Source organism: Arthrobacter sp. TJ-236, from assembly GCF_058269235.1.
Window position 1 is genome coordinate 622,835 of sequence record NZ_JBZCNI010000001.1, and the last position, 23,733, is coordinate 646,567.

A 23,733-nucleotide genomic window follows, 5' to 3' on the forward strand; every position below is an offset into this window, starting at 1 on the left:
TCCCCCTGGTTGAGACCTGCACCGATTATGCCCCACCTCCTGCACTGTCAGGGGGTGGGGCTACCGTCGTTTCTATGGAGAGCCGTCCGCGCCCTGGCTGGCATGGGATCCCGCCGTCGAGGGACAGGTTCGTCCCGCCGGCGTCATTGCCCGAGCCGGCCAGTGGTGTGACCCGGCCGGAGTCGAACGCGCCCGCGGTGTGGGCTGACCTCACCTACCCCGGCGACGTCGCGCAGACCGTGAGGGGCTTCGCGATGGGGTGGACCCGCGAGCTCGTCGAAGTCCAATGGGTGGAGTTCAGTGTTGCCCGGGAGGTGTGGGTTCCCGCGGCCTTCGTGCGGCGCCGGCAGCTTGAGGGTCGGCGGTAGCTACTCGCAGATCGTGGAGGGTGCGGCGTTCAGGGCGGCGTTGTAGTTCGCGACCGAGTCCTCCGTCGCTCCTTCGGAGAACGCGTAGTTCAGGAGCGCGTCCGCGTACCCGACGTCCTCCAACGCCACGCACGCCCGGTAGCCGATGGTCAGCGCCTCGACGTCGTCGACGGGCGTGAACGGGCCTTCGGGTAGCGCGGCTAGTTCCTGCTTGAACGCCTCGAGGTACTGGTCCTCCGGGTTCGCTAGCGGGTCCACATCAGGCTCAGCCGTGGGCTGGGTGAGAGCCTCACGCAGGCCTTCCTCTACCTCCGCGTCCTCTGTTACCGCCGGGCTAGTCTGAGCGGGCGAGTGTGCTGGCTGTGCTGGCTCCCCTGCCGAGCAGCCCATGAGTAGGAGTGCGGCGAGGCCGAGTGGTGCGATGAGCTTCTTCATGTGGTTCCCCCTGTATGAGACCGGGTGTTGGCTGGGTGTTTTGTTCTACTCCGCGATGCTTCGTTCCGCGTGTTCTGGGTGTTCGAGGAAGCCACTCAAACACCCGAGATTCAGCCCGAAACCCGCTAGATCTAGGGGATTGTGGGATGGTCGTGGGATGGGCCGACCGATACGCCGGGTTCTGTCATCGTGCCCCGTCACCGGGACACGAGAGGCGACCATCCATCTACGATCGTCGTTACCGACGACCTCCAGCGGCCTACCCGTGCACTCGGGCGGGCAGCCCTGATGACGCGCACTGTCTGGCCTTGCTCCGGGTGGGGTTTACCGAGCCATGCCGGTCACCCGGCATGCTGGTGGTCTCTTACACCGCCTTTTCACCCTTACTCCCGGACCGTGTGAGCGTGCCGGGAGCGGTTTCTTTTCTGTGGCACTGGCCTGCGGGTTACCCCGAGTGGGCGTTACCCACCACCCTGCCCTGCGGAGCCCGGACGTTCCTCGGCGGAACACTGCGTGAGCAGGTCCGACGCGGCCGCCTGGTCGACCCATCCACCGTCCAGTGTAGGCGGGCAGCGGCAGCTCCTGCGGAGCCGGGCGGGGAGGGTCCCCTCGGATCGGTAGAGTTTGACGGTGCTGATCCTGCTCCCTCCGTCCGAAGGCAAACAGGCGGCCCTCTCCGGCCCGCCGCTCGACGTCCACGATCTTCACTTCCCGGAACTCGCCGCGGCGAGGCTGACGGTCCTCGAAGCGGTGCGCGCTGCCAGCGCTGGTGCCGACGCGCACACGGTTCTCGGTGTGGGGGCCTCGCTCGCCGAGGACGTGCGGCGCAACCTCGTCCTCGACGTCGCGCCCGCTGCGCCGGCCCACGACGTCTACTCCGGTGTCCTGTACGACGCCCTCGGCTTCCGGGACATGACGGCGGTGCAGAAACGGAAGGCGCGCGAGCAGTGCGTCGTCGTCTCCGGCCTGTGGGGCGCCATCGCACTCGGGGACCGCATCCCGGCGTATCGCCTGTCGATGTCGGTGGACCTGCCCGGTACCGGCCGCCTCGCCGCGTTCTGGCGGTCGCGACTCGCGGACCCGCTCTCCCGGCACGCCGGCGAGGGGCTCGTGGTGGACTGCCGCTCCAGCACCTACGCAGCGGCGTGGGCGCCCGCGCCCGTCCGGACGGCGGCCGTGGACGTCGTGCAGGTGCGCAACGGTAAGCGCACGGTGGTGTCCCACTTCGCCAAGCACACGCGGGGTGAGCTGGCCCGCCACCTCCTCACCCGTCGCGGCGCGGCGCCGGCCACTCCCGAGGCGCTGCTGCGCGCGGCGCAGGAGAGGTGGACGGCGGAGCTCGAGCCGGCGACGGACAGGAAGCCGGCCCGCCTCACCATCGTGCTCGACTGACCTCCTGACGGACGATCAGCCTGCGACGAGCTCGACCTCGAAACCCTCGGCGTTCTCCAGGTAGGCCGCATAGTGCTCGGGTCCGCCGGCGAAGGGGTGGCGGTCGGGGAACAGGAGGGTCCATCCGTGACTGGCCGCCCGCCGGGCGAGGAGGTCCACCTCGGCGCGGGTGCCCGCGTGGAAGGCCAGGTGATTGACCCCGGGACGACGCCGGTCGGGTGCGTCGCGGACGTCGGGGCCGGCCTCCAGCACCACGTAGAACTCGTCCGAACCGTAGCTCGCGCCGTCGGCCCAGGATTCGCGCACCGGGAGGCCGAGTCGCTCGAGCAGCCAACCGAGACTCGACGTCGCAGCGGCCAGGTCCTTCGTCCACACCTCCACGTGGTGCAGCGTCCCGGGCCGCCGCGTCGCCGGATCGCCCACGGTGCCGGAGGTGCCCGGCGCGGTGGCCGTGCCCAGCGAGTCAGGGGCGACCGGCGCGGTGACGGCGACGGACGCGGTACCCGGCAAACCGGCAGCGTTCGGCGCTGCCCGTTTGAGTTTCCATGGAACACCTGCCATACCGGCGTCCATCGCCTCGTTGGACAGCCGGTCGGCGTCCTTGTTGCGCTCGCGCGGGATCCACTCGTAGCTCACGCGCCGCGGGTCGAGGACCTTCCGCGCCTTCGCCGCGAGGACACGCATGTCGGCGTGCTTGATCTGCCATCGCCCGGACATCTGCTCCACCACGAGCTTCGAGTCCATCTTCACATGGACGGAGGCCGTCGGGTCGAGGTCGCGGGCCAGTTCGAGCCCCGCCACGAGGCCGGAGTACTCCGCGACGTTGTTGGAGGCCTTCCCGATGTACTCGGCCTTCTCGACGATGATCGTCCCGGTGTCCGGGTCCCTCACGAGGGCCCCGTACCCGGCGTGGCCGGGGTTCCCCCGCGATCCGCCGTCGGCCTCGACGACGAGTCGCCGACGGTCGCCGCCCGCGTCCCGTGCGCCGCTCTCAGCCGCCTCGAACAGGTGCGGATCGGTCACTGGGGCTGACCCCAGTCCGCCGAGCGGACGAGGATGCAGCCCGAATCGGGGCAGAACACGATGTCGTCCGGCGCGGCAGCGGAGATGTCCGCGAGGTCGCCCGGGCTGAGGTGCATGCCCGAGCCCTCCGACGTGCCGTGGAACAGCCTCGCCGCTCCCACGCCCCGCTTGGCGAGGATCCGCTCATAGAGGGCGAGAAGTGCGCGGTCGAAGGTGTCGGCGAGTTCCTCGCGCTCCGTCTGGACGCGGGTGCGCTGCGCCTCGATGTCGGCCAGTTCGGCGTCGCGCGCCTCCTCGAGGGCGAGGAGTTCCGCCCGCACGGAGTTGGTCCGCGCCTGCACGGTGGCCTGCGCCTCGCGAGCGGCCTCGACCCGCTCCATGACGTCGAGTTCAACGTCCTCCAGGTCGGAGCGGCGCCTGGTGAGGGACACGATCTCGTGCTGCAGCGCGGTGAGGTCCTTCGACGTCCCCGTCCCGCTGTTCAGCCTCTTCTCGTCGCGCTCGAGACGCGTCACGACGGCCTGCACCTCGTCCTCGGCGCGGGTGAGTTCACGCTGGAGGTCACCGAGCTCCGTCGTGGCGCGCACGAGCTCGGCGTCCACCACGGCCACCTGGGCGGCGGTGGCCGCGAGCTTCGGCTCGGCCCGCGCGACGGCGTCCTGCCGTGTCAGTTTGTTCAGTTCGGAGTCGAGCGCCTGCAGGTCCAGCAAGCGGCGTTGTTCCTCGGGAGCGGCCTTGGCCACGTAAGCCTCCAGGGGTCGGTCGGGGTGCGCGACGGACGGGCGCGGGCGTCGTCCAAGCCTAGGTCACGGGACCCGGGTGGGCCGTCGTCAGCGCCCGGGTGTCAGGACGAAGTCCCAGGGATCGGTGTTGACGCCGCTCACGCGGATGTCGGCGCGGAAGCCCTGATCCGCGAGGACGTTGGTCAGGGCGTCGGCAGCGGGTGTCAGCCACAGCCATTCGCTGCCGAAGTGCGAGACGTCGATCAGGAACGGAGGCCCGCCCGCTGCGGCCTCCCGTACCTCCGACGCCGGATGATGCCGGAGGTCGGCCGTCACGTAGACGTCGGCCCGGGCGGCCCGTACGCGGTCGAAGAGCGAATCGCCCGCTCCTCCGCAGACGGCGATACGGCGCACGACGGCGTTGCGGTCGCCGGCGACGCGCACTCCACCGGCTACGGCCGGGAGGATCGAGAACACCACTTCGGCGAAGGCACCGAGGGTGGTCGCCGCGCCGAGCAGGCCCACCCGGCCGATCCCCTCCTCGGGCAGTCCGTCCGCCGCGGGCGCCAGAGGCTCCACGTCCTGCAGGCCGAAGGCGTCCGCGAGCACGTCCGAGACACCACCGACGGCGCTGTCCCCGTTGGTGTGCACCGTGACGAGGGCGCAGCCCGCTTCGATGAGCCGGTGCAGCACGTCGCCCTTGAAGCCGGTGGCGGCGATGCTCGAGACGGGTTTCAGGAGGAGCGGGTGGTGGGAGACGATCATGGTCGCACCCCAGGCGAGTGCCTCGTCCAGCACCGCCGCGGTGGGGTCGACGGCGAAGAGGATGCGCTCCGCGGCGTTGTCCGCCCGTCCGGCGACGAGCCCCACGGCGTCCCACCCCTCGGCGAGGCTCTCCGGCCACAACTCCTCGATGGCCAGGAGCACGTCCGCCACGCGCGGCGGGCCTGCCTCGGGGGACCCGCCGTCGTGCTCGTTCTCGTCCATGTGTCCAGTAATACCCGCCGTCGTGGAGCACTCCAAGTCGGGGAGGGTCGGCCACGGAGCCGTCCGCTCTCCCGCGCCGGGAATCTTCGACGCACGCCACGCATTGGAACAGGCATGAAGACATTCGTGCTTGGAGGAGGCTGCTTCTGGTGCCTCGATGCCCTGTACCAGAAGACCCGCGGCGTGACCGAGGTCGTCTCGGGCTACACGGGAGGGCACACGAAGCATCCCGACTACGATTCCGTCTGCTCGGGCATGACGGGTCACGCGGAGGTCGTGGCCGTCAGCTTCGACGAGACGGTCATCCCCGAGGACGTCGTGCTGGACATGTTCTTCGTCTCGCACGACCCCACGACCCTGAATCGTCAGGGCTACGACGTCGGGACCCAGTACCGCAGCGTCATGTACTACCAGGACGCCGAGCAGAAGGCCCTCTTCGAGGACGCCATCGCCCGAAACCAGGAGAACTGGAAGAACCCGATCGTCACCGAGGTCAGCCGGCTGCCCGAATTCCACGTCGCCGAGGACTGGCACCAGAACTACTACGCGAAGCACCCGGAGCAGGGCTACTGCCAGGTGATCATCAATCCCAAGCTCTCGAAGGCACGAAAATATTACTCGCAGTGGCTCGCCGCCTAGGAGGCGGGCGATCGGCACACTAGGCTGACCGCCGTCCGGGCGGGGATCGCCCCGTCCGTCCCGGCCACTCCATCCCGACCACCCAGCGAATCAGGCAGGCACCCCATGGCACAGATCTACGACGACGTCACGCAGCTCGTGGGGCGCACACCGCTCGTCCGGCTCAACCGCCTGACCGAAGGTCTCGGCGCGCAGGTCGCCGTGAAGCTCGAGTTCTACAACCCCGCCAACAGCGTGAAGGACCGCATCGGGGTCGCCATCATCGACGCCGCGGAGAAGGCGGGTGCGCTGGCCCCCGGCGGCACGATCGTCGAGGGCACTTCCGGGAACACGGGGATCGCCCTGGCGATGGTCGGAGCCGCCCGCGGCTACAAGGTGGTGCTCACGATGCCCGAGACCATGTCCACCGAGCGGCGGGTCATGCTGCGCGCGTACGGGGCCGAGATCGTCCTGACGCCCGGGTCCGAGGGCATGCGTGGCGCCGTCGACCGCGCGAAGGAGATCGTCGCGACCACGGAGAACGCCATCTGGGCCCAGCAGTTCGCCAACGCCGCGAACCCGGCCATCCACAGGGCCACCACCGCTGAGGAGATCTGGGACGACACCGACGGCGAGGTGGACATCTTCGTGGCCGGCGTCGGCACCGGTGGCACCATCACCGGAGTCGGGCAGGTGCTCAAGGAGCGCAAGCCCGGCGTGCACATCGTCGTCGTCGAGCCCGCGGACTCCCCCATCCTCAACGGTGGCGCCCCCGGCCCGCACAAGATCCAGGGACTCGGCGCGAACTTCGTCCCCGAGAACCTCGACCGCACCATCTACGACGAGGTCATGGATGCCACCGTGGAGGACTCCGTGCGGGTAGCCCGCGCGCTGGGCACGCAGGAGGGGATCCTCGGCGGCATCTCGTCGGGAGCGATCGTCTGGGCCGCGCTGGAGCTCGCGAAGCGTCCGGAGAACGCCGGTAAGCTCATCGTGGCCATCGTCTGCGACTTCGGCGAGCGCTACATCTCCACGGTGCTCTTCGACGACATCCGCGGCTGATCCTGGCCCGAATGACTTCCTGATCCAGCTGTCGCTGGGCATCTAGCAGCACGAGAAGGTACCCGGTGAGCTTTCTGGAACGACTGCGCGAGGATCTCGAGACCGCGCGCACCCACGACCCCGCCGCCCGCGGGTCGCTCGAGACCACGGTCGTCTACTCGGGCCTCCACGCGATCTGGGTGCATCGTCTGACACATCGGATGTGGCGCACGGAGGGGCTTCGCTTCCCGGCGCGAGCCCTCTCCCAACTGGCGCGGGTCCTCACGGGCGTGGAGATCCACCCCGCCGCCACCATCGGGCGCCGGTTCTTCATCGATCACGGCATGGGCGTGGTCATCGGCAGCACCTCGGAGATCGGCGACGACGTGATGCTGTACCAAGGCGTCACGCTCGGCGGGCGCTCGCTCGAGAAGGTCAAGCGCCACCCGACCATCGGCGACCGCGTCACCGTGGGTGCGGGCGCCAAGATCCTCGGTCCCATCACGATCGGCGCCGGCAGCGCGGTCGGTGCGAACGCCGTCGTCGTCAAGGACACCCCGCCCGACTCGATCGTGACCGGTATCCCGGCCACGTTCCGGCACCGCGATTCGCGGCGGGAGACTCAGCCGGCGGTGGACCCGGCCGAGTACGTGGACCCCGCCATCTACATCTAGGCCTCACCGCAGGACGACGGAACCCCCGGACAGAAGTCCGGGGGTTCCGTCGTGTTCGGGTCCGTCAGTGCGTGTCCACGGCCTCGATCTCCGACTTGTCCTCGCCCCAGAGGGTGTGGAACGTACCGTCGGAGTCCACCCGGTTGTAGGTGTGCGCACCGAAGAGGTCGCGGAGTCCCTGCGTCAGCGCGGCGGGAAGGCGCGTGCGGCGCAGTCCGTCGTAGTAGGCGAGCGACGCCGAGAAGACCGGCACGGGGATGCCCAGCTGCACGGCCGTCGAGACCACGCGACGCCAGGCGGGAACGGCTCCTGCGATGGCCTCGGCGAACGCGGGTGCCAGCAGGAGGTTCGCCGGGCGCTCGTCCGCGTCGGCGTAGGCCTTCATGATGTCGTCGAGCAGCTCCGCGCGGATGATGCAGCCCGCGCGCCACAGGGACGCGATCTCGTCGAGCCTGAGGTCCCAGCCGTACTCCTTCGCCGCGGCGGTGAGCATGTCGATGCCCTGGGCGTAGCTGACGAGCTTGGAGGCGTACAGCGCCAGGCGGACGTCCTCGACGAAGGACTCGGGCAGTTCCACCGTGCTCTCATGGCCCTGCAGGATCTCCTGCGCCTGAAGGCGCTGGTCGAGTTGCGAGGACAAGGCCCGGGCGAACACGGACTCGGCGATGCCCGACGTCGGGCTGCCCAGTTCGAGCGCCGAGACGACGGTCCAGCGACCGGTACCCTTCTGGCCCGCCGCGTCGACGACGACGTCCACGAAGGGCTTGCCCGTCCGCTCGTCGACGTGCCCGAGGACCTCGGCCGTGATCTCGATGAGGAACGAGGACAGCGTGCCCGAGTTCCAGTCCGTGAAGATCTTCGCCTGGTCGGCCGGCTCGATCCCGGCGCCGGAACGCAGCAGGTCGAAGGCCTCGCCGATCACCTGCATGTCGGCGTACTCGATGCCGTTGTGCACCATCTTCACGAAGTGTCCCGCGCCATCGGTGCCGATCCAGCGGCAGCAGGGCTCGCCGTCGTACTTCGCGGAGATCTTCTCGAGCATCGGGCCGAGCGAGTCGTAGGACTCACGCGATCCGCCGGGCATGATCGAGGGTCCGAGGAGTGCGCCCTCCTCACCGCCGGAGACACCGACGCCCACGAAGTGGAGGTCGTGCTGCGACAGGGCGGCCTCGCGGCGGCGGGTGTCCTCGTAGTGGGAGTTCCCGCCGTCGATCACGATGTCGCCCGGCTCCAGCAGCGGCGTGAGCTGGTCGATGACGGAGTCCACCGGCTTGCCGGCCTTCACCATGATGAGCACGCGTCGCGGCTTCTCGAGTGAATCGACCAGCTCCTGCAGGGTCTCGGTGCGGATGAAGTCACCATCGCCCCCGTGCTTCTGCAGCAGGGTGTCGGTCTTCTCGATCGACCTGTTGTGCAGGGCCACGGTGTACCCGTTGCGGGCGAGGTTCCGTGCGAGGTTGGCTCCCATGACTGCCAGGCCTGTGACGCCGATCTGTGCGCTCAATGTGTTCTCCGTCGTTTGTCAGCTGCATGCGTGTGCGCTGCAGGTCCCGGCACTCGGCGCGTCTCCGCGGGGGTCGTCCGGTCACTTTCACACTATTACCGTCGGAACGCCCCCCGCTACACCACCGGCCGGTGAGGACTGCTTGTTTCGCCCTGCCGGTAGGACCCCGGCGCATCACGCGTGTGTCCCGATCGACAACCGTTCCGGCTGGGTCGCTGGCGCCATCCATGAAAGAATGGTAGTGATGTCCGACGTTACCGTTTCCCCCGCCGCCCTCACCCCCTCCACAGCGCGCCCTCAGGTGCGCCCCGAAGTGGAAGGCGCGCAGCCCATCGTCGCGAGTGACGGCCGGCCCCTGCTGCAGTTCACATCGCCCCGCGTCAGCCAGCCCCCGGTCCACCTCGCCGACCTCACGCTCGCCGAGCGGCAAGACCGTTTGAAGGAGCTGGGCCACCAGGGCTTCCGGGCGAAGCAGCTGTCCACGCACTACTTCTCCCACTTCACGACGGATCCCGCCGCGATGAGCGACCTGCCGAAGGCCGGCCGCGAGGAGCTCGTGACCGCGATGTTCCCGCCGCTGCTCACCGAGGTAAAGCGCCTGACCACGGACAACGGCGACACCATCAAGTTCCTGTGGCGGCTCTTCGACGGCGCGCTCGTCGAGTCCGTGCTCATGCGCTACCCCGGCCGCGTGACGCTCTGCGTCTCCTCGCAGGCGGGTTGCGGCATGAACTGCCCGTTCTGCGCCACGGGTCAGGCGGGGCTCACCCGCAACATGTCGACGGCGGAGATCGTCGATCAGGTGGTCGCTGCGAACCGCGCCCTGGCGGAGGGAGCGCTGGGAGCTCTCCGTACCGACGGCGGGCACGACGCCGACCGCGTCACGAACATCGTGTTCATGGGCATGGGTGAGCCGCTCGCCAACTACAAGCGCGTCATGGCCGCGCTGCACCGCTTCGTCGACGACTCCCCCGAGGGCCTCGGGATGTCAGCGCGCAACATCACTGTCTCCACGGTGGGCCTCGTCCCCGCGATCAACAAGCTCGCGGCGGAGTCGTTGCCGGTCACGTTCGCCCTGTCCCTCCACGCGCCCGACGACGAGCTCCGCGACGAGCTCATCCCGGTCAACACGAAGTGGAAGGTCGACGAGGCGCTCGACGCCGCGTACAACTACTACAGGACCACCGGCCGACGCGTGAGCATCGAGTACGCGCTGATCAAGGACATGAACGACCACGCCTGGCGTGCGGACCTCCTGGCCAAGAAGCTGAACCAGCGTGGCCGCGGCTGGGTGCACGTCAACCCGATCCCGCTCAACCCCACGCCGGGTTCCATCTGGACCGCTTCGGAGAAGAGCGTCTCCACCGAGTTCATCAACCGCCTGCGTGCAGCGGGCATCCCCACGACCCTGCGTGACACCCGGGGCAAGGAGATCGACGGCGCCTGCGGGCAGCTCGCCGCGGGCGAGTAGCCGTCAGCCCGGCACCCCGATTCGCGCGGCCCTCCGCGCGGCCGGTATAGTCGATGTCCGTGACGACGCCGACCACGCGTCGATCGCAGCACCGGGGCTCACGCCCCACGGGTCTTTAGCTCAGCTGGTAGAGCGCCACGTTTACACCGTGGATGTCATCGGTTCGATCCCGGTAGGACCCACCGAACAGGACCTCACCCTCCCGCCACACAGCGGCGGCGGTGGGGTCCTTCTGCGTTCCGGCCCCGTGGTCCCGACCGTCAGGACCCGGAGGATTCCGACGGCAGGTCCGGCAGCCGGTCCGCCAGGAACGTCAGCGCCTCGGAGACTCCAGCCTCGATCTTCAGGGTCGCGAGATCGTCCCCGCGCGTCCACCCGCGGTTGATGATGACCACCGGCTTGCCGGCCTTCGACGCGTGCCGGACGAAGCGCAGGCCACTCATGACGGTCAGCGAGGAGCCGGCGACCAGCAGTGCGTTTGCTGCGTCCACCATGGCGTAGGCCTCGCCCACCCGGTCCTTGGGGACGTTCTCCCCGAAGTAGACGAAGTCCGGCTTGAGCATCCCGCCGCACACCGGGCACGGAGCCATGACGAAATCGCCCGTGTCGTCCACGTCGGCGTCGGCATCGGGCGCCACGTCACCGGCGTCGGACTCGCGTTCGAGGTAGCCCGGGTTCAGGTTCTCGAGCAGCTCGGCGATCCTCGCCCGGGGGAAGGCCGTACCGCACTGCAGGCACACCACGCGGTCGAAGGTCCCGTGCAGGTCGATGACGTTCCTGCTGCCCGCCGACGAGTGCAGCTTGTCGACGTTCTGCGTGATCAGGCCCGACAGCAGTCCCCTGCGTTCGAGCACCGCGATGGCCGCGTGGCCCGCGTTCGGATCCGCACGTTTCAGATGCCGCCAGCCCACATGGTTCCGGGCCCAGTAACGGCGCCGGAGTGCCTCGTCGCCGACGAACTGCTGGTAGGTCATGGGGTTGCGGGGGACGGACTGCGAGCCCCGGTAGTCGGGGATCCCGGAGTCGGTACTCAGGCCCGCGCCCGTGAGCACGGCGAGACGACGCCCTGCGAGCAGCTCGACCGCCTGCGCCAGGGCCGACTGCTCGGCAGGGGCCAGAGGCAGGAGATCGGAGGCAGGGCTCTCGCTGACGAAGCCGGTCAGACCGAGGCGAGGATTCGTCTCGGGCCCCGGCAAGCCGTCGTCAGGACGCCCCTCGGGTCCCCGTTGCTTCACAGTGCCGCTTCGACCGAGCTCAATGCGCGTGCGTAGTCGGAGATGGGCCGGCCCTGGCCGTGGGGCGAGGAGATGGCGGCACGGACCGCCCCGGACCCGTCGAGCACGTAGCTGATCCGCTCGGCGTACCCGTGACCGTCGTCGAAGGCCTCGTAGGCGCGCGTGACCTCCCCGTGCGGCCAGAAGTCCGCCAGGAGGTCGAAGGAGATGTCATTGGCATCGGCGAAGGCGCGAAGAGTGTACTTGTGGTCGACGGAGACCGCGACCAGCGAGACACCGGCGGCGTCGAAGATGTCCTGGTTGTCCCGCAGCTGCCCGAGTTCGTCGGTGCACACGCGGGAGAAGGCGAAGGGGAAGAAGACGATTACGGAGCCGCCCACGAGCGACGAACTCTCGACCGTCTCCCCGAACTGGTTGGCGAGGGCGAAGGGAGGGGCGAGTGAGCCGATGGCGAGTGGCACGCAGCTACTGCTTCCTGCGACTGACGAGCCGCGTCGCGGCCCACTCCTTGGAGACCCCGGCCGACGACGTCGAGTGGAGACCGGCGGTGGGCGCCGACTCCTGCACGTCGGCGGCGGCGACATATCCGGGGCGTCCGGACTTGGGGGTGAGGAGCCAGATCACTCCTCCTGCCTCGAGCGAGGTCAGGGCGTCCACGAGGGCATCGACCAGATCGCCGTCGCCGGCCCGCCACCAGAGGATCACCCCGTCGACGACCTCCTGGTCGTCCTCGGTGAACAGCTCGGAACCGATCCCGTCCTCGAGTTCGTCGCGGAGATCGAAGTCGACGTCGTCGTCGTAGCCGAGCTCCTGGACGAGGCTCCCCTCCTTGAAACCCAACTTGCCTGCCACATCACTTGCCGTGGCGGCTTCAGCCTCGCTCACTTGACTCCTCCTGAAACGGCGGGGCGGTCGTACGAACCGCCCGGCTTAAGGGTACCCATGGCCTACAGCCAACACCCTTATGCGCCATGCATCAAGCCGGGGGACGCATCCGGGCGCGCCAGGGCGTAGGGGCTGCTCCGGGTGGGTACGTGATGCAGGGCGGAACCAGGTTCCTGCGACCCCACCAGAGGGCACCCGCACCCTACTCGGGCGGAGTGAGCAAGCCCTCGGCGTAATCGGTCGCGCAGCCCCGATCCCGCTACGCATCGGGTCCGCGGCGACGATAGAGTGAATCGGTAGACGGCGCGGTGACTGCACCGGGCATGGATCGCTGCGCGGGCCCACAAGAGTCGAGCGCAGGCGTCGAGCAACACGGACCAAGCTCCGTGGAAGTGGAGAGATATCGCGTGGCTGCAGAACAAGGAACAGCGGACATCCTCAGCGGTCTGACGGTCGGCAAGCCCGACGCCGATCCGGAGGAGACCGCGGAGTGGATCGAATCCCTCGACCAGCTCATCCGCACCCAGGGGACGGAGCGCGCGCAGTACATCATGCGCTCGCTGCTCCAGAGGGCCGGCGCGCAGTCGGTCGGTGTGCCGATGGTGACCACCACCGACTACGTGAACACCATTCCCGTGGACCAGGAACCCGAATTCCCGGGTGACGAGGAGATCGAGCGGAAGTACCGTGCCTGGCTGCGCTGGAACGCCGCCGTCATGGTGCACCGCGCGCAGCGCCCCGAGATCGGGGTGGGCGGACACATCTCGACCTACGCCGGAGCGGCGACGCTCTACGAGGTCGGCTTCAACCACTTCTTCAAGGGCAAGGACCACCCGAGCGGTGGCGACCAGATCTTCTTCCAGGGCCACGCCTCCCCCGGTATGTACGCCAGGGCCTATCTCGAGGGACGCCTGACGGAGGAGGACCTCGACGGCTTCCGCCAGGAGAAGTCCAAGGAGGGCCACGCGCTCTCCTCCTACCCGCACCCTCGCCTCATGCCGGAGTTCTGGGAATTCCCGACCGTGTCGATGGGCATCGGCCCGATGAATGCGATCTACCAGGCCCAGTCGAACCGCTACCTGCACAACCGCGGTCTGAAGGACACGTCCGACCAGCAGGTCTGGGCGTTCCTCGGTGACGGTGAGATGGACGAGCCCGAGTCGCGCGGTCTGCTCCAACTCGCGGCGAACGAGCACCTCGACAACCTGAACTTCGTCATCAACTGCAACCTGCAGCGCCTCGACGGCCCCGTGCGCGGCAACGGCAAGATCATGCAGGAGCTCGAGGCATTCTTCCGCGGCGCCGGCTGGAACGTCATCAAGGTCGTCTGGGGTCGGGAGTGGGACAGCCTGCTCTCCAAGGACACCGACGGCGCGCTCGTCGACATCATGAACCAGACGCCCGACGGCGACTACCAGACGTACAAGGCGGAATCCGGCGGATTTGTCCGGGACCACTTCTTCGGCAAGTCCCCCGCCACGAAGGCGATGGTGGAGGACCTCTCCGACGCCGACATCTGGAACCTCAAGCGCGGCGGGCACGACTACCGCAAGGTCTACGCCGCGTACAAGGCGGCCACGGAGTTCAAGGGCAAGCCGACCGTCATCCTCGCGAAGACCGTCAAGGGGTACGGGCTCGGCTCGCACTTCGAGGGGCGCAACGCGACCCACCAGATGAAGAAGCTGACCAACGCCGATCTCAAGGCATTCCGTGACCACCTGCGCATCCCCGTCACCGACGAGCAGATCGACGACGACCTCTACAACGCGCCGTACTACCACCCGGGAGCCGACGCACCCGAAATCAAGTACCTCATGGAGCGTCGCCGCGAACTGGGCGGATTCGTCCCGGAACGGCGGACGAAGCACGCCGAGGTCGTCCTGCCGGGTGACAAGGCCTACGAGATGGCCAAGCGCGGGTCGGGTAAGCAGATGGCGGCCACCACCATGGCCTTCGTGCGCATCCTGAAGGACATCATGCGCGACAAGGAGTTCGGCAAGCGCATCGCGCCGATCATCCCGGACGAGGCACGGACCTTCGGCATGGACTCGTTCTTCCCCACGGCGAAGATCTACAACCCCAACGGACAGAACTACCTCTCGGTGGACCGCGACCTGGTGCTCGCGTACAAGGAGTCGATCGAGGGGCAGATCCTGCACGCGGGCATCAACGAGGCCGGTTCCATGGCGGCCTTCACCGCCGCGGGTACCGCCTACGCCACGCAGGGGCAGCCGCTCATCCCGATCTACGTCTTCTACTCGATGTTCGGCTTCCAGCGCACGGGCGACTCGATCTGGGCCGCTGCGGACCAGATGGCGCGCGGATTCATCATCGGCGCGACGGCCGGACGTACCACCCTGACCGGTGAGGGTCTGCAGCACGCCGACGGTCACTCACCGATCCTGGCGTCGACCAACCCCGCCGTCGTCACGTACGATCCCGCCTTCGGGTACGAGATCGGCCACATCATGCGGGACGGCCTGAACAGGATGTACGGCGACATCGGCGACCGGCCGGAGTCCCACCGCAACGTCATGTACTACATCACCGTGTACAACGAGCCGTTCGTGCAGCCCGCCGAGCCGGAGGACCTGGACGTCGAGGGCGTGCTGAAGGGGATCTACCTCCTCAAGCCCGCGAAGGTGGACGGTCCGCGCACGCAGCTGCTGGCGTCCGGCGTCGCCGTGCCGTGGGCCCTCGAAGCGCAGAAGATCCTCGCGAAGGACTGGGGCGTGTCCGCTGACGTATGGTCGGTGACCTCCTGGAACGAACTGCGGCGTGACGCCCTCGACGCCGAGGAGGAGGCCTTCCTCAATCCCGGGGCCGAGGCGCGGAAGCCGTTCGTCACCCACCAGCTCGAAGGTGCCACGGGTCCGATCGTCGCCGTCTCCGACTTCATGAAGGCGGTCCCGGACCAGATCCGTCAGTTCCTGCCCAACGAGTTCGCGACGCTCGGCGCCGACGGCTTCGGGTTCTCCGACACCAGGGCTGCGGCGCGCCGGTTCTTCAAGATCGACAGCCACTCCGTCGTCGTCCGCGCGCTGGAGATGCTCGCCCGCCGTGGCGAGGTCGACGCCGATGCGCCCAAGGAGGCCATCGAGAAGTACCGCCTCCTCGACGTCAACGCGGGCACCACGGGCAACGCCGGTGGCGACGCCTAGGACTCGCGGGTAGTTCCCACCGGGGGCGACGGCGTGCACGGCTCCACAGCCCTGCACGCCGTCGCCTTTTGTAGCTCCTCCACAAATTCAGGACGACGAGCGGGGTGACCGTATGCTCGGTCCATGTCCACAACCGCCGCTTCCGCCGGTGACGGCCCGCGGAGCCCCGCCGCGATGAACGCGGGCTCCTCCCCTCCCGATCCGGCGACGGTCGACAAGCTCCGGTCCACGATCGGCTCGCTGTCCACCGCGACGCTCAAGCAGCTCGACGCGGACCTGCCGTGGTACCGCGGCCTCCGGCCCGACGAGCGGTCGGCGCTCGGGCTGGTGGCCCAGAAGGGCATCGCGTCCTTCGTGAACTGGTACCAGAAACCCGCATCACCGGCCTGGGTCCTCAGCGACGTCTTCGGCACCGCTCCGACGGAGCTGACGCGCTCCATCAGCCTGCAGAAGGCACTGCAGCTCATCCGCGTCGTCGTGCAGGTGGTCGAGGACCACGTGCCCTTCCTGGCACCCGCTGCGGATCAGGCAGCCCTGCGCGAGTCCGTCCTCCGGTACTCCCGCGAGGTCGCCTTCGCGGCCGCCGACGTCTATGCGCGTGCGGCGGAGACGCGTGGCTCATGGGACACCCGGCTCGAGGCCCTCGTCGTCGACGCGATCCTGCGCGGGGAGAGCTCGGACGCCCTGCGATCGCGCATCGCGGCCGTCGGATGGACCACCCTGGCGCCGATCACCGTGATGGTCGGCAGCGCGCCGGCAGAGCCCAACGCCGGGTTCCTCAACGAACTGCGGCGCGTGACCGCCCGGCTCGCCGAGGACGTCCTCGTGGGCATCCAGGGCGAGAGGCTCATCCTCGTCCTCGGAGGGGTGCGCGACCCCGACAAGGCCTACCCCCGCCTCAGCGAACTCTTCGGCGCCGGTTCCGTGGTGTACGGGCCCGAGGCGGAGTCCCTCGTCAGTGCCAGCAGCTCGGCCCAGGCGGCCTTCGCGGGCCTGACCGCCGCCCGGGCCTGGCCGGGCGCTCCCCGCCCGGTGTGCTCCGAGGACCTGTGGCCGGAGCGGGTCATCTCGGGGGACGACACCGCTCGCCGGGCGCTCGTCCGCCAGATCTACAGGCCGCTGCTCGCCGCATCGAACGGACTCGAGCAGACGCTGTCCGCCTACCTCAGCCTCGGGCACTCCCTGGAGGCGACGTCGCGCGAGCTCTTCGTGCACGCCAACACGGTGCGGTACCGGCTGCGTCGCGTCTGCGACGTCACCGGGTGGGACCCCCTGCTGCCGCGTGAGGCGTACGTGCTGCAGACGGCCCTCGTGGTCGGGCGGCTCTCCACCCCACCCCCGACCGTGCCGCCCGGCGGCCCGCCGGTTCCCGAACGCGGGCGGCCCGCACGGACGACGACGGCGAGGAGCGCACGAGCGTCTCCGCCCGGCCCCGCTTCCTTGTAGGCTCTCTACAAAGCCGCGGAACCACCTTGGTTCAGCCGAACACCCGAGAATGCCTCGCCTGACTGGAAAGCTGGACTAGTGCTTGCCATCGCCTGCCCCGGACAGGGGTCACAGACCCCCGGCTTCCTCGCCCCCTGGCTCGAGCTGCCCGGCGTGCGGGAGCATCTCGACCAGCTGAGCGAGCTCGCACAGCTCGACCTCGTTCTCCACGGCACGGTGTCGGACGAGGACACCATCCGTGACACCGCCGTTGCCCAGCCGCTCATCGTGGCCGCCGGACTCGTCACCGCCAGGATCCTCCTGGCCGGGCAGGCCCTGACGGCCTCCACGGTCCTTGCTGGCCACTCGGTCGGGGAGATCACCGCGTCCGCCGTCGCGGGTGCCCTCGGCGAGGACGATGCCATGACCTTCGTCCGCGTGCGTGCGACCGCGATGGCCGCCGCCGCGGCCACGACACCCACCGGCATGAGCGCCGTGCTCGGCGGGGACCCGGAGGAGGTCCTCACACGGCTCTCCGCACTCGGCCTCACCGCAGCGAACGCGAACGGCGGCGGGCAGGTCGTCGCCGCCGGGACGCTCGAGCAGCTGAGTGCCCTGACCGCGGAGCCCCCGACGAAGGCACGGATCATCCCCCTGAAGGTTGCCGGCGCGTTCCACACCGAACACATGGCACCCGCCGTCACGGCCCTCGAGGACCTCCGCGCCTCCCTCTCCCCCGCCGAACCGGCCGCGACCCTGCTGTCCAACCACGACGGCGCACCCGTCGCCGGCGGCGAGGCGAATCTCGACAGCCTCATCGCGCAGGTCTCGCGACCAGTGCGGTGGGACCTCTGCATGGAGGCGCTGCAGTCGATGGGAGTGTCCGGCCTGATCGAGCTCTCCCCCGCGGGCACCCTTACCGGGCTCGCCAAGCGCGGAATGCGGGGCACCGCCGCTCTCGCCGTAAAATCACCCGAGGACCTCGACGCCGCTCGACTGTTCGTCGAGGAACATTCCCGCACCACGGACCAGGATCCGTCCCCCCTGCCTGAAGGACGTCAGTGAGCACCCCCGCACTCAAGCAAGCGCCCCTGCGCGAGCACACCCGCATCCTCGGCGTCGGCGCGTACCGGCCGGAGGTCGTCGTCACGAACGAGGACGTCTGCCAGTGGATCGACTCCTCGGACGAGTGGATCCGGCAGCGCACCGGCATCGTCACGCGCCACCGGGCTCCCCGCCACGTCAGCGTCATCGACATGGCCGTCGCCGCAGCGCAGGAAGCACTCGTCGCTTCGGGGATCGAGGCCTCACAGCTCGGGGCCGTCCTCGTCTCGACGGTGACCCACCCCTACGCGACGCCCTCCGCCGCGGCACAGGTGGCGGACCGGCTGGGCGCCACGCCTGCTCCCGCCTTCGACATCTCGGCCGCCTGTGCAGGGTACTGCTACGGGATCGCGCAGGGTGACTCACTCGTCCACTCCGGTACCGCGGACTACGTCCTGGTGGTCGGCGTTGAGAAGCTCTCGGACTTCATCGACAACTCGGACCGCACCATCTCCTTCCTCCTCGGGGACGGCGCCGGAGCGGTGGTGATCGGACCCAGCGACTCGCCGGGTATCGGCCCGTCGGTCTGGGGCTCCGACGGCAGCAAGCACGAGGCCATCCGGATGACGCGCTCCCTGATCGACACCCGCGACTACTCGCTCGGCTCGGTCGCGACCGACGCCGAACGTGAGGAGGATGCCGAGTCGGGGCGTGAGAGCCTCTGGCCGACGATGCGTCAGGACGGACCGACCGTCTTCCGCTGGGCCGTGTGGGAGATGGCGAAGGTCGCGCAGCGTGCCCTCGACGCCGCCGGTATCACCGCCGACGATCTCGCCGCATTCCTGCCCCATCAGGCGAACATCCGTATCATCGATGAGATGGTGAAGCAGTTGAAGCTCCCCGCGCACGTCTACGTCGCGAGGGACATCGTGGACGCCGGTAACACCTCCGCGGCCTCGATCCCCCTGGCGATGCATCGCACGCTGAAGGAGCAGCCAGCGCTCAGCGGCAAGCTCGCACTCCAGATCGGATTCGGCGCGGGCCTCGTCTTCGGGGCGCAGGTCGTGGTCCTTCCCTAACCCCCAAGCCCAGACCGCTACAGTGCGGTCTGATCATCCCGCCGGTGCACCGGCAGAACAGAAAAGGAGCCCTCATGGCTAACAACGAAGAAATCCTGGCCGGTCTGGCCGAGATCGTGAACGAAGAGACCGGTCTCGCCCCGGAGTCGGTCGAGATGGACAAGTCCTTCACGGACGACCTCGACATCGACTCCATCTCCATGATGACCATCGTCGTGAACGCCGAGGAGAAGTTCGGCGTCCGCATCCCGGACGAAGAGGTCAAGAACCTGAAGACCGTCGGCGACGCCGTCACCTTCATCTCGGGCGCACAGGCCTAGTTCCTGCCGTTCACGCGCTGCGGCCGCTCCCGGCGTCACCGCCGTGGGCGGCCGTAGTCGTCGTTCCTCCGTCCCGGATTCCGCCGGTGTACGCCTCAGCTTCGAAAGAGTGACCATGCCACGCAAAGTCGTCATCACCGGACTCGGTGCAACCACCCCGATCGGCGGGGACGTTCCCACCATGTGGGCTAACGCGCTCAAGGGGGTGTCCGGCGCCCGCACGATCGAGGCGGACTGGGTGGAGCAGTACGAACTCCCGGTGACGTTCGCCGCGCAGATCTCCGTGCCTGCGTCCGAGGTCCTCTCGCGGGTCGAGGCGAAGCGCATGGACCCGTCGACGCAGTTCGCCGTCATCGCCTCCCGCGAGGCGTGGCGGGACTCGGGCATCGAGGACATCGACAAGGACAGGCTCGCAGTCGCCTTCGCCACAGGTATCGGCGGGGTGTGGACGCTGCTCGACGCGTGGGACACGCTCCGGGAGAAGGGCCCCCGCCGGGTCCTACCCATGACGGTCCCCATGCTGATGCCGAACGGCCCCGCCGCCGCCGTCAGCCTCGACCTCGGTGCGCGCGCCGGGGCCCACACCCCTGTATCGGCCTGTGCCTCGGGAACCGAGGCAGTGCACCAGGGCCTCGAGCTGATCCGCTCCGGTAAGGCCGACGTCGTCGTCTGCGGCGGTGCGGAAGCTGCCATCCATCCCATGCCGATCGCCGCCTTCGCCTCCATGCACGCGTTGTCCCGCCGGAACGACGAACCGCAGCTGGCATCACGCCCCTACGACACGGGCCGCGACGGCTTCGTCATGGGTGAAGGCGCCGGCGCCCTGGTCCTCGAGGCCGAGGAGCATGCCCTCGCTCGGGGCGCGCGGATCTACGCCGAGCTCGGCGGCACATCGGTCACGGCCGACGCTTACCACATCACCGCCCCGGACCCGCAGGGTCTCGGAGCGACGCGCGCGCTGAAAGCCGCGCTGTTCGACGCCCGGGCCCAGCCCGAGGACGTCGTCCACGTGAACGCCCACGCGACGTCCACCCCGGTGGGTGACAAGCCCGAGTACACGGCCCTCAAGTCGGCGCTCGGAGCCCATGTCGACCAGGTCGCGGTGTCGGCGACGAAATCGCAGACGGGCCACCTCCTGGGTGCCTCCGGTGCGGTCGAGGCCGTCATGACGGTCCTCGCTCTTCATGACCGGAAGGTCCCTGTCACCATCAACCTCGACAACCAGGACCCGGAGATCCCGCTCGACGTCGTCACGTCACCCCGGGACCTGCCGAAGGGTGACATCGTCGCGCTCAGCAACTCGTTCGGGTTCGGCGGACACAACGCGGTGATCGTGCTGCGGAGCGTCTGATCCGGAGCACGACTGCAGGACCGACGAAGGCGCCGCCCCCGGGGGCGGCGCCTTCGTCATGATCGGCGTCGATCGAGCCTGACAGGCTCGGAGATGTGACAGGTCCGGACCGGGCGAATATCGCTGCCGCGACCCCGACCTGTGCGGAAGGAATGTCGAGGAGGTCAGCCGACCTGATGCAGCCACCGCACAGGAGCGCCCTCGGCGGCGTGGCGGAAGGGCTCGAGTTCCTCGTCCCACGATTCACCGAGTGCCAGTGAGAGCTCGTGGTAGACCGCCGCCGGATCGCCCGCGCCTGCCTCGTAGGCGTAGCGGATGCGATCCTCGGTCACCATGATGTTGCCGTGGACATCTGTCGTGGCGTGAAAGATCCCCAGCTCGGGAGTGTGGGACCAGCGGCCGCCGTCAGCACCGGCGCTCTGCTCCTCGGTCACCTCGTAGCGGAGATGGGCCCAGCCGCGCAGTGCCGACGCCAGAAGCGCACCTGCGCCCTGCGGACCGATCCAGGAGATCTCCGCACGGAGCATTCCGGGCGCGGCTGGTTGAGCGGTCCACTCCATGTCGACACGCTTATCGAGCACTGAGCCGATGGCCCACTCGACGTGGGGGCACAGCGCAGAAGGGGCTGAGTGCACGTACAGGACACCGCGCGCCATCACAACAGACATTCCATCCTCCATAGCTGTAGGTACGTCTTCCCCAACGACCTTCAGTGGATGATGCTCTGCTCGACGACGGACCGGGACCTACTGAGACCCACCCGCACGTGGTACGGGTTCCCTCGAACTATTGCCATTGTGCACCAGGGTATGGAATTCCGCCACTGTAACTACTCAGGTGTGATGCCGGGAGCTGTGCCGAACCGTGAGCCCCAGTCCAGGCTCAGGTGATGTCCGACCCGAGAAGCCGGGACGGCCTTTGTCAGGCGCGCGGGTGTGCCTGCTCGTAACTCCGTCGGAGGCGGTCGACCGAGACATGCGTGTACAGCTGCGTCGTGGCAAGGCTCGCGTGCCCCAGGAGTTCCTGGACAGCGCGCAGGTCCGCCCCGCCGTCGAGCAGATGGGTTGCAGCGCTGTGGCGCAGGGCGTGCGGGCCACGAGCTGCGGTGTCCCCCACGAGTTGGAGAGCGTCGTGTACCTGAGTACGAACGGCCCGCTGGTCGATCCTCCCGCCGCGCCGACCCAGGAACAGTGCAGCACCGCTCCGGGCGGTGACCCACCTGGGCCGGCCGCCGAACATCCAGCGTTCGAGGGCCTGACCGGCCGGGACCCCGAAGGGGACTGTCCGCTCCTTCGACCCCTTGCCGAGGACCACCAGCGTGCGGCGTTCCAGGTCGATGTCGTCGATGTCGAGTCCCACCAGCTCGCCCACCCGGATTCCGGTCCCGTACAGCACCTCGAGCATCGCGCTCGTCAGGAGTGCCTGAGGAGCGTTTGAATCGTCGGCGGCGGGGTGAGGCCCGGTGTCAGGGCCAGTGTGAACGTCCGGGTCGGTGTTTGTGTCCCGGTCGGAATTCTCCTTCGCGCCCGCGAACAGAGAGTGGGCCTGATCCTGGGTGAGCACCGTGGGCAGCGAGCGCGCTCGTTTGGGCGCCCGCAGTCGGAGGGCGGGATTGACCTGGATCCTGTCCTCGCGGACCGCCCAGTCCATGAAGCTCCGGACGCTGGCGGCACGACGCGCCACGGTCGACCTCGCGAGGCCTGAGGCGTCCAGGGCTCCGAGCCATGAGCGGAAGTGCTTGAGCTGCAGCTGGTCGAGCCGCTCGACCCCTGTACCCGCCGCGTGCGCGAGGAACAGAGCGATGTCCGTGCGGTAGGCACGAACAGTGTGCTCCGAGCGATTCCGCTCGAGCGTGAGGTACTGCTCGAATCCGAGCCGGGCGTCCTCGAGCTCAGCTGCCAGCTCTCCTGCAGGCTCGGCTCGGTCGGACATCGTCGGTTCCATCGGACCTAGTATGCCCGGCCGCCCGGGGCTCGTGCGCGAAGCGGGACACCCGAACCTGCCGAGTGCCGCGGGGTTCGCCGCAGCAACCCGCTACGCGCCGCTTCGACGCGCGTCCTCCTGTTCGTCGTCGCCGGGCGTGATCGCGGTCAGATACAGCCGCTCGTGCTCGAGGAGCGCCGCCTTCGCTTCCACCCCGGCGGCGTATCCCGTGACCGCGCCCTTGCTACCCACGACGCGGTGACCGGGGATGACGATGGACAGCGGATTGGCTCGCACGGCTGCCCCGATTGCTCGGCCCATACCCGGGTTACCAAGGGCAGTGGCCACCTCGCCGTACCTCCGGACCTCCCCGAACGGGATCTGCCGGAGGACGTCCCACGGTTCTCTGGAAGGGGGTGCCCTCCGCCGAGAACGGCACGTCGAAACCGTGGCGGCGACCGTCGAAGTACTCGGTCAGCTCGCGGCAGGCTTGGTCAAGGACGGCGCTGTTCCGTCGACCTGCCTGCTCCGCGCCCGGGCGGGGCAGGGTCGGGTCCGAGGCACCGTTTACACCGTGCACCGTGCCACCCGCTCCCCCGCTGGACCCGAGTTCATCATGCGCTCCGGTCGGGTACGCCGCCGTGTGATTGGCTTCGCCTACCGGGCCGGGTGCGCAGTACGACCCGAGGAGGGCGGGCGAGAGTTCGGGGGCGTGCTCGTGGTGATACACACCGACGAGAGCCCCTCCGGCGACGACGATCCGCAACACACCCAGCGGCGAGGGGACGGTTGCATAGTGCCGGGCGTCCGCTGTCGATGCTTCCGACGACGTGGACCGCAGTGCCGATGGCCGCCGCCCTGCGACATCCCCCATCGGCTCAGGTACGGCCTCCGTGTGCACGCGGCCACCAACCGCGCTTCCTGCACCCGCGACGCGGAGGTCAGCGCTCGCATCCGTATCAGCACCCGTGCCCTCGTCGCCGCTCGGACGTGCGTGCCTGCTCGTGTCTGACGTGGTGCTCGCCTTTGCACCAATGCTCGCGCCGTCACCAATGCTCGTTGTGCCACCAATGCT

At 68.8% G+C, this 23,733-nt stretch carries 23 protein-coding genes, 1 tRNA gene and 1 other RNA gene; 13 read left to right on the plus strand and 12 right to left on the minus strand.

Annotated elements, in window-relative coordinates; translation table 11 throughout:
• The first annotated feature begins 74 nt into the window (after positions 1 to 74).
• A complete protein-coding gene (locus tag AC4D16_RS02905; protein WP_490953901.1) occupies positions 75 to 368 on the plus strand; it encodes a hypothetical protein in 294 nt (97 codons plus the stop codon).
• On the opposite strand, the gene AC4D16_RS02910 is transcribed toward AC4D16_RS02905, so the two are convergent.
• Together AC4D16_RS02910 and rnpB are read right to left on the minus strand one after the other, a co-directional pair.
• A complete protein-coding gene (locus AC4D16_RS02910; RefSeq protein WP_490953902.1) occupies positions 369 to 803 on the minus strand; it encodes a hypothetical protein in 435 nt (144 codons plus the stop codon).
• A gap of 154 nt (positions 804 to 957) precedes the next feature.
• Positions 958 to 1,351, minus strand: an RNA gene (gene rnpB, locus AC4D16_RS02915) — RNase P RNA component class A.
• 82 nt (positions 1,352 to 1,433) lie between these two features.
• Here rnpB and AC4D16_RS02920 point away from each other — a divergent pair.
• Positions 1,434 to 2,195, plus strand: coding sequence for a YaaA family protein (locus AC4D16_RS02920; RefSeq protein WP_490949027.1), 762 nt, complete (start codon positions 1,434 to 1,436; stop codon positions 2,193 to 2,195).
• 15 nt (positions 2,196 to 2,210) lie between these two features.
• Here the strand turns inward: AC4D16_RS02920 and AC4D16_RS02925 are convergent, their stop codons facing one another.
• From AC4D16_RS02925 to AC4D16_RS02935, 3 genes are all read right to left on the minus strand, one after another.
• Positions 2,211 to 3,203: a reverse transcriptase-like protein gene (locus AC4D16_RS02925; RefSeq protein WP_490954658.1), complete on the minus strand. Its 993-nt coding sequence runs from the start codon at positions 3,201 to 3,203 to the stop codon at positions 2,211 to 2,213.
• An 11-nt stretch (positions 3,204 to 3,214) separates the two neighbouring features.
• Complete coding sequence (locus tag AC4D16_RS02930) at positions 3,215 to 3,961, minus strand: zinc ribbon domain-containing protein (RefSeq protein ID WP_490953903.1); 747 nt, start codon at positions 3,959 to 3,961, stop codon at positions 3,215 to 3,217.
• An 87-nt stretch (positions 3,962 to 4,048) separates the two neighbouring features.
• Complete coding sequence (locus AC4D16_RS02935; RefSeq protein ID WP_490953904.1) at positions 4,049 to 4,927, minus strand: Nif3-like dinuclear metal center hexameric protein; 879 nt, start codon at positions 4,925 to 4,927, stop codon at positions 4,049 to 4,051.
• 114 nt (positions 4,928 to 5,041) lie between these two features.
• Between AC4D16_RS02935 and msrA the strand changes: the two genes are divergently transcribed.
• From msrA to epsC, 3 genes are all read left to right on the plus strand, one after another.
• Positions 5,042 to 5,566, plus strand: a complete 525-nt coding sequence (gene msrA / locus AC4D16_RS02940) for a peptide-methionine (S)-S-oxide reductase MsrA (RefSeq protein ID WP_490949024.1) — start codon at positions 5,042 to 5,044, stop codon at positions 5,564 to 5,566.
• A 105-nt stretch (positions 5,567 to 5,671) separates the two neighbouring features.
• Positions 5,672 to 6,607 (plus strand): cysteine synthase A, encoded by a 936-nt coding sequence (cysK, locus tag AC4D16_RS02945; protein ID WP_490953905.1) that lies wholly within the window; start codon positions 5,672 to 5,674, stop codon positions 6,605 to 6,607.
• A gap of 65 nt (positions 6,608 to 6,672) precedes the next feature.
• Entirely contained in the window at positions 6,673 to 7,260 is a 588-nt protein-coding gene (epsC, locus tag AC4D16_RS02950; protein WP_490949022.1) for a serine O-acetyltransferase EpsC, read from the plus strand.
• A gap of 64 nt (positions 7,261 to 7,324) precedes the next feature.
• Here the strand turns inward: epsC and gnd are convergent, their stop codons facing one another.
• The gene (gene gnd / locus AC4D16_RS02955) at positions 7,325 to 8,764 is read right to left on the minus strand and encodes an NADP-dependent phosphogluconate dehydrogenase (RefSeq protein ID WP_490953906.1); all 1,440 of its coding nucleotides are present in this window, start codon (positions 8,762 to 8,764) and stop codon (positions 7,325 to 7,327) included.
• A 244-nt stretch (positions 8,765 to 9,008) separates the two neighbouring features.
• Here gnd and rlmN point away from each other — a divergent pair, with 244 nt between their 5' ends.
• Together rlmN and AC4D16_RS02965 are read left to right on the plus strand one after the other, a co-directional pair.
• Positions 9,009 to 10,235: a dual-specificity RNA methyltransferase RlmN gene (rlmN, locus tag AC4D16_RS02960; protein ID WP_490953907.1), complete on the plus strand. Its 1,227-nt coding sequence runs from the start codon at positions 9,009 to 9,011 to the stop codon at positions 10,233 to 10,235.
• 109 nt (positions 10,236 to 10,344) lie between these two features.
• A tRNA-Val gene (locus AC4D16_RS02965) sits at positions 10,345 to 10,417 on the plus strand.
• Positions 10,418 to 10,495: 78 nt separating this feature from the next.
• On the opposite strand, the gene AC4D16_RS02970 is transcribed toward AC4D16_RS02965, so the two are convergent.
• The 3 genes from AC4D16_RS02970 to AC4D16_RS02980 all read right to left on the minus strand — a co-directional run bounded on the left by AC4D16_RS02970 (position 10,496) and on the right by AC4D16_RS02980 (position 12,355).
• Entirely contained in the window at positions 10,496 to 11,359 is an 864-nt protein-coding gene (locus tag AC4D16_RS02970) for an NAD-dependent protein deacetylase (RefSeq protein WP_490954659.1), read from the minus strand.
• Positions 11,360 to 11,466: 107 nt separating this feature from the next.
• A complete protein-coding gene (locus AC4D16_RS02975) occupies positions 11,467 to 11,931 on the minus strand; it encodes a redoxin domain-containing protein (RefSeq protein WP_490953908.1) in 465 nt (154 codons plus the stop codon).
• 4 nt (positions 11,932 to 11,935) lie between these two features.
• The gene (locus AC4D16_RS02980) at positions 11,936 to 12,355 is read right to left on the minus strand and encodes a DUF3052 domain-containing protein (protein ID WP_490953909.1); all 420 of its coding nucleotides are present in this window, start codon (positions 12,353 to 12,355) and stop codon (positions 11,936 to 11,938) included.
• Between the two features lie 407 nt (positions 12,356 to 12,762).
• Between AC4D16_RS02980 and aceE the strand changes: the two genes are divergently transcribed.
• The 6 genes from aceE (at position 12,763) to fabF (ending at position 20,735) form a co-directional block, all read left to right on the plus strand.
• Positions 12,763 to 15,516: a pyruvate dehydrogenase (acetyl-transferring), homodimeric type gene (gene aceE / locus AC4D16_RS02985; RefSeq protein WP_490953910.1), complete on the plus strand. Its 2,754-nt coding sequence runs from the start codon at positions 12,763 to 12,765 to the stop codon at positions 15,514 to 15,516.
• A 174-nt stretch (positions 15,517 to 15,690) separates the two neighbouring features.
• Positions 15,691 to 16,962: a PucR family transcriptional regulator gene (locus tag AC4D16_RS02990; RefSeq protein WP_490954660.1), complete on the plus strand. Its 1,272-nt coding sequence runs from the start codon at positions 15,691 to 15,693 to the stop codon at positions 16,960 to 16,962.
• Positions 16,963 to 17,040: 78 nt separating this feature from the next.
• Entirely contained in the window at positions 17,041 to 18,006 is a 966-nt protein-coding gene (locus AC4D16_RS02995) for an ACP S-malonyltransferase (protein WP_490953911.1), read from the plus strand.
• The gene (locus AC4D16_RS03000) at positions 18,003 to 19,064 is read left to right on the plus strand and encodes a beta-ketoacyl-ACP synthase III (RefSeq protein WP_490949015.1); all 1,062 of its coding nucleotides are present in this window, start codon (positions 18,003 to 18,005) and stop codon (positions 19,062 to 19,064) included. The genes AC4D16_RS02995 and AC4D16_RS03000 overlap by 4 nt, the downstream gene beginning before the upstream one ends.
• Positions 19,065 to 19,138: 74 nt before the next feature.
• Positions 19,139 to 19,384 (plus strand): acyl carrier protein, encoded by a 246-nt coding sequence (locus AC4D16_RS03005; protein ID WP_490953912.1) that lies wholly within the window; start codon positions 19,139 to 19,141, stop codon positions 19,382 to 19,384.
• A gap of 115 nt (positions 19,385 to 19,499) precedes the next feature.
• The gene (fabF, locus tag AC4D16_RS03010) at positions 19,500 to 20,735 is read left to right on the plus strand and encodes a beta-ketoacyl-ACP synthase II (protein ID WP_490953913.1); all 1,236 of its coding nucleotides are present in this window, start codon (positions 19,500 to 19,502) and stop codon (positions 20,733 to 20,735) included.
• 164 nt (positions 20,736 to 20,899) lie between these two features.
• On the opposite strand, the gene AC4D16_RS03015 is transcribed toward fabF, so the two are convergent.
• The 3 genes from AC4D16_RS03015 to AC4D16_RS03025 form a co-directional block, all read right to left on the minus strand.
• Positions 20,900 to 21,403 carry a DUF3145 domain-containing protein gene (locus AC4D16_RS03015; RefSeq protein ID WP_490949013.1) on the minus strand — a complete coding sequence of 168 codons (504 nt, stop codon included), beginning with the start codon at positions 21,401 to 21,403 and terminating at the stop codon, positions 20,900 to 20,902.
• A 253-nt stretch (positions 21,404 to 21,656) separates the two neighbouring features.
• Positions 21,657 to 22,667, minus strand: coding sequence for a tyrosine recombinase XerC (locus AC4D16_RS03020; protein WP_490953914.1), 1,011 nt, complete (start codon positions 22,665 to 22,667; stop codon positions 21,657 to 21,659).
• 102 nt (positions 22,668 to 22,769) lie between these two features.
• Positions 22,770 to 23,006, minus strand: a complete 237-nt coding sequence (locus AC4D16_RS03025) for a methylated-DNA--[protein]-cysteine S-methyltransferase (protein WP_490953915.1) — start codon at positions 23,004 to 23,006, stop codon at positions 22,770 to 22,772.
• Between the last annotated feature and the right edge of the window lie 727 nt (positions 23,007 to 23,733).

What these genes read in the sequence shown, in the direction of transcription:
- AC4D16_RS03020 (WP_490953914.1), bottom strand. Translation starts at nt 22,667, where the DNA reads ATGTCCGACCGAGCCGAGCCTGCAGGAGAGCTGGCAGCTGAGCTCGAG.
- AC4D16_RS02935 (WP_490953904.1), bottom strand. Translation starts at nt 4,927, where the DNA reads ATGGACGAGAACGAGCACGACGGCGGGTCCCCCGAGGCAGGCCCGCCG.
- AC4D16_RS02910 (WP_490953902.1), bottom strand. Translation starts at nt 803, where the DNA reads ATGAAGAAGCTCATCGCACCACTCGGCCTCGCCGCACTCCTACTCATG.
- AC4D16_RS03005 (WP_490953912.1), top strand. Translation starts at nt 19,139, where the DNA reads ATGGCTAACAACGAAGAAATCCTGGCCGGTCTGGCCGAGATCGTGAAC.
- cysK (WP_490953905.1), top strand. Translation starts at nt 5,672, where the DNA reads ATGGCACAGATCTACGACGACGTCACGCAGCTCGTGGGGCGCACACCG.
- msrA (WP_490949024.1), top strand. Translation starts at nt 5,042, where the DNA reads ATGAAGACATTCGTGCTTGGAGGAGGCTGCTTCTGGTGCCTCGATGCC.
- AC4D16_RS02990 (WP_490954660.1), top strand. Translation starts at nt 15,691, where the DNA reads ATGAACGCGGGCTCCTCCCCTCCCGATCCGGCGACGGTCGACAAGCTC.
- fabF (WP_490953913.1), top strand. Translation starts at nt 19,500, where the DNA reads ATGCCACGCAAAGTCGTCATCACCGGACTCGGTGCAACCACCCCGATC.
- rlmN (WP_490953907.1), top strand. Translation starts at nt 9,009, where the DNA reads ATGTCCGACGTTACCGTTTCCCCCGCCGCCCTCACCCCCTCCACAGCG.
- AC4D16_RS03015 (WP_490949013.1), bottom strand. Translation starts at nt 21,403, where the DNA reads ATGTCTGTTGTGATGGCGCGCGGTGTCCTGTACGTGCACTCAGCCCCT.
- AC4D16_RS02905 (WP_490953901.1), top strand. Translation starts at nt 75, where the DNA reads ATGGAGAGCCGTCCGCGCCCTGGCTGGCATGGGATCCCGCCGTCGAGG.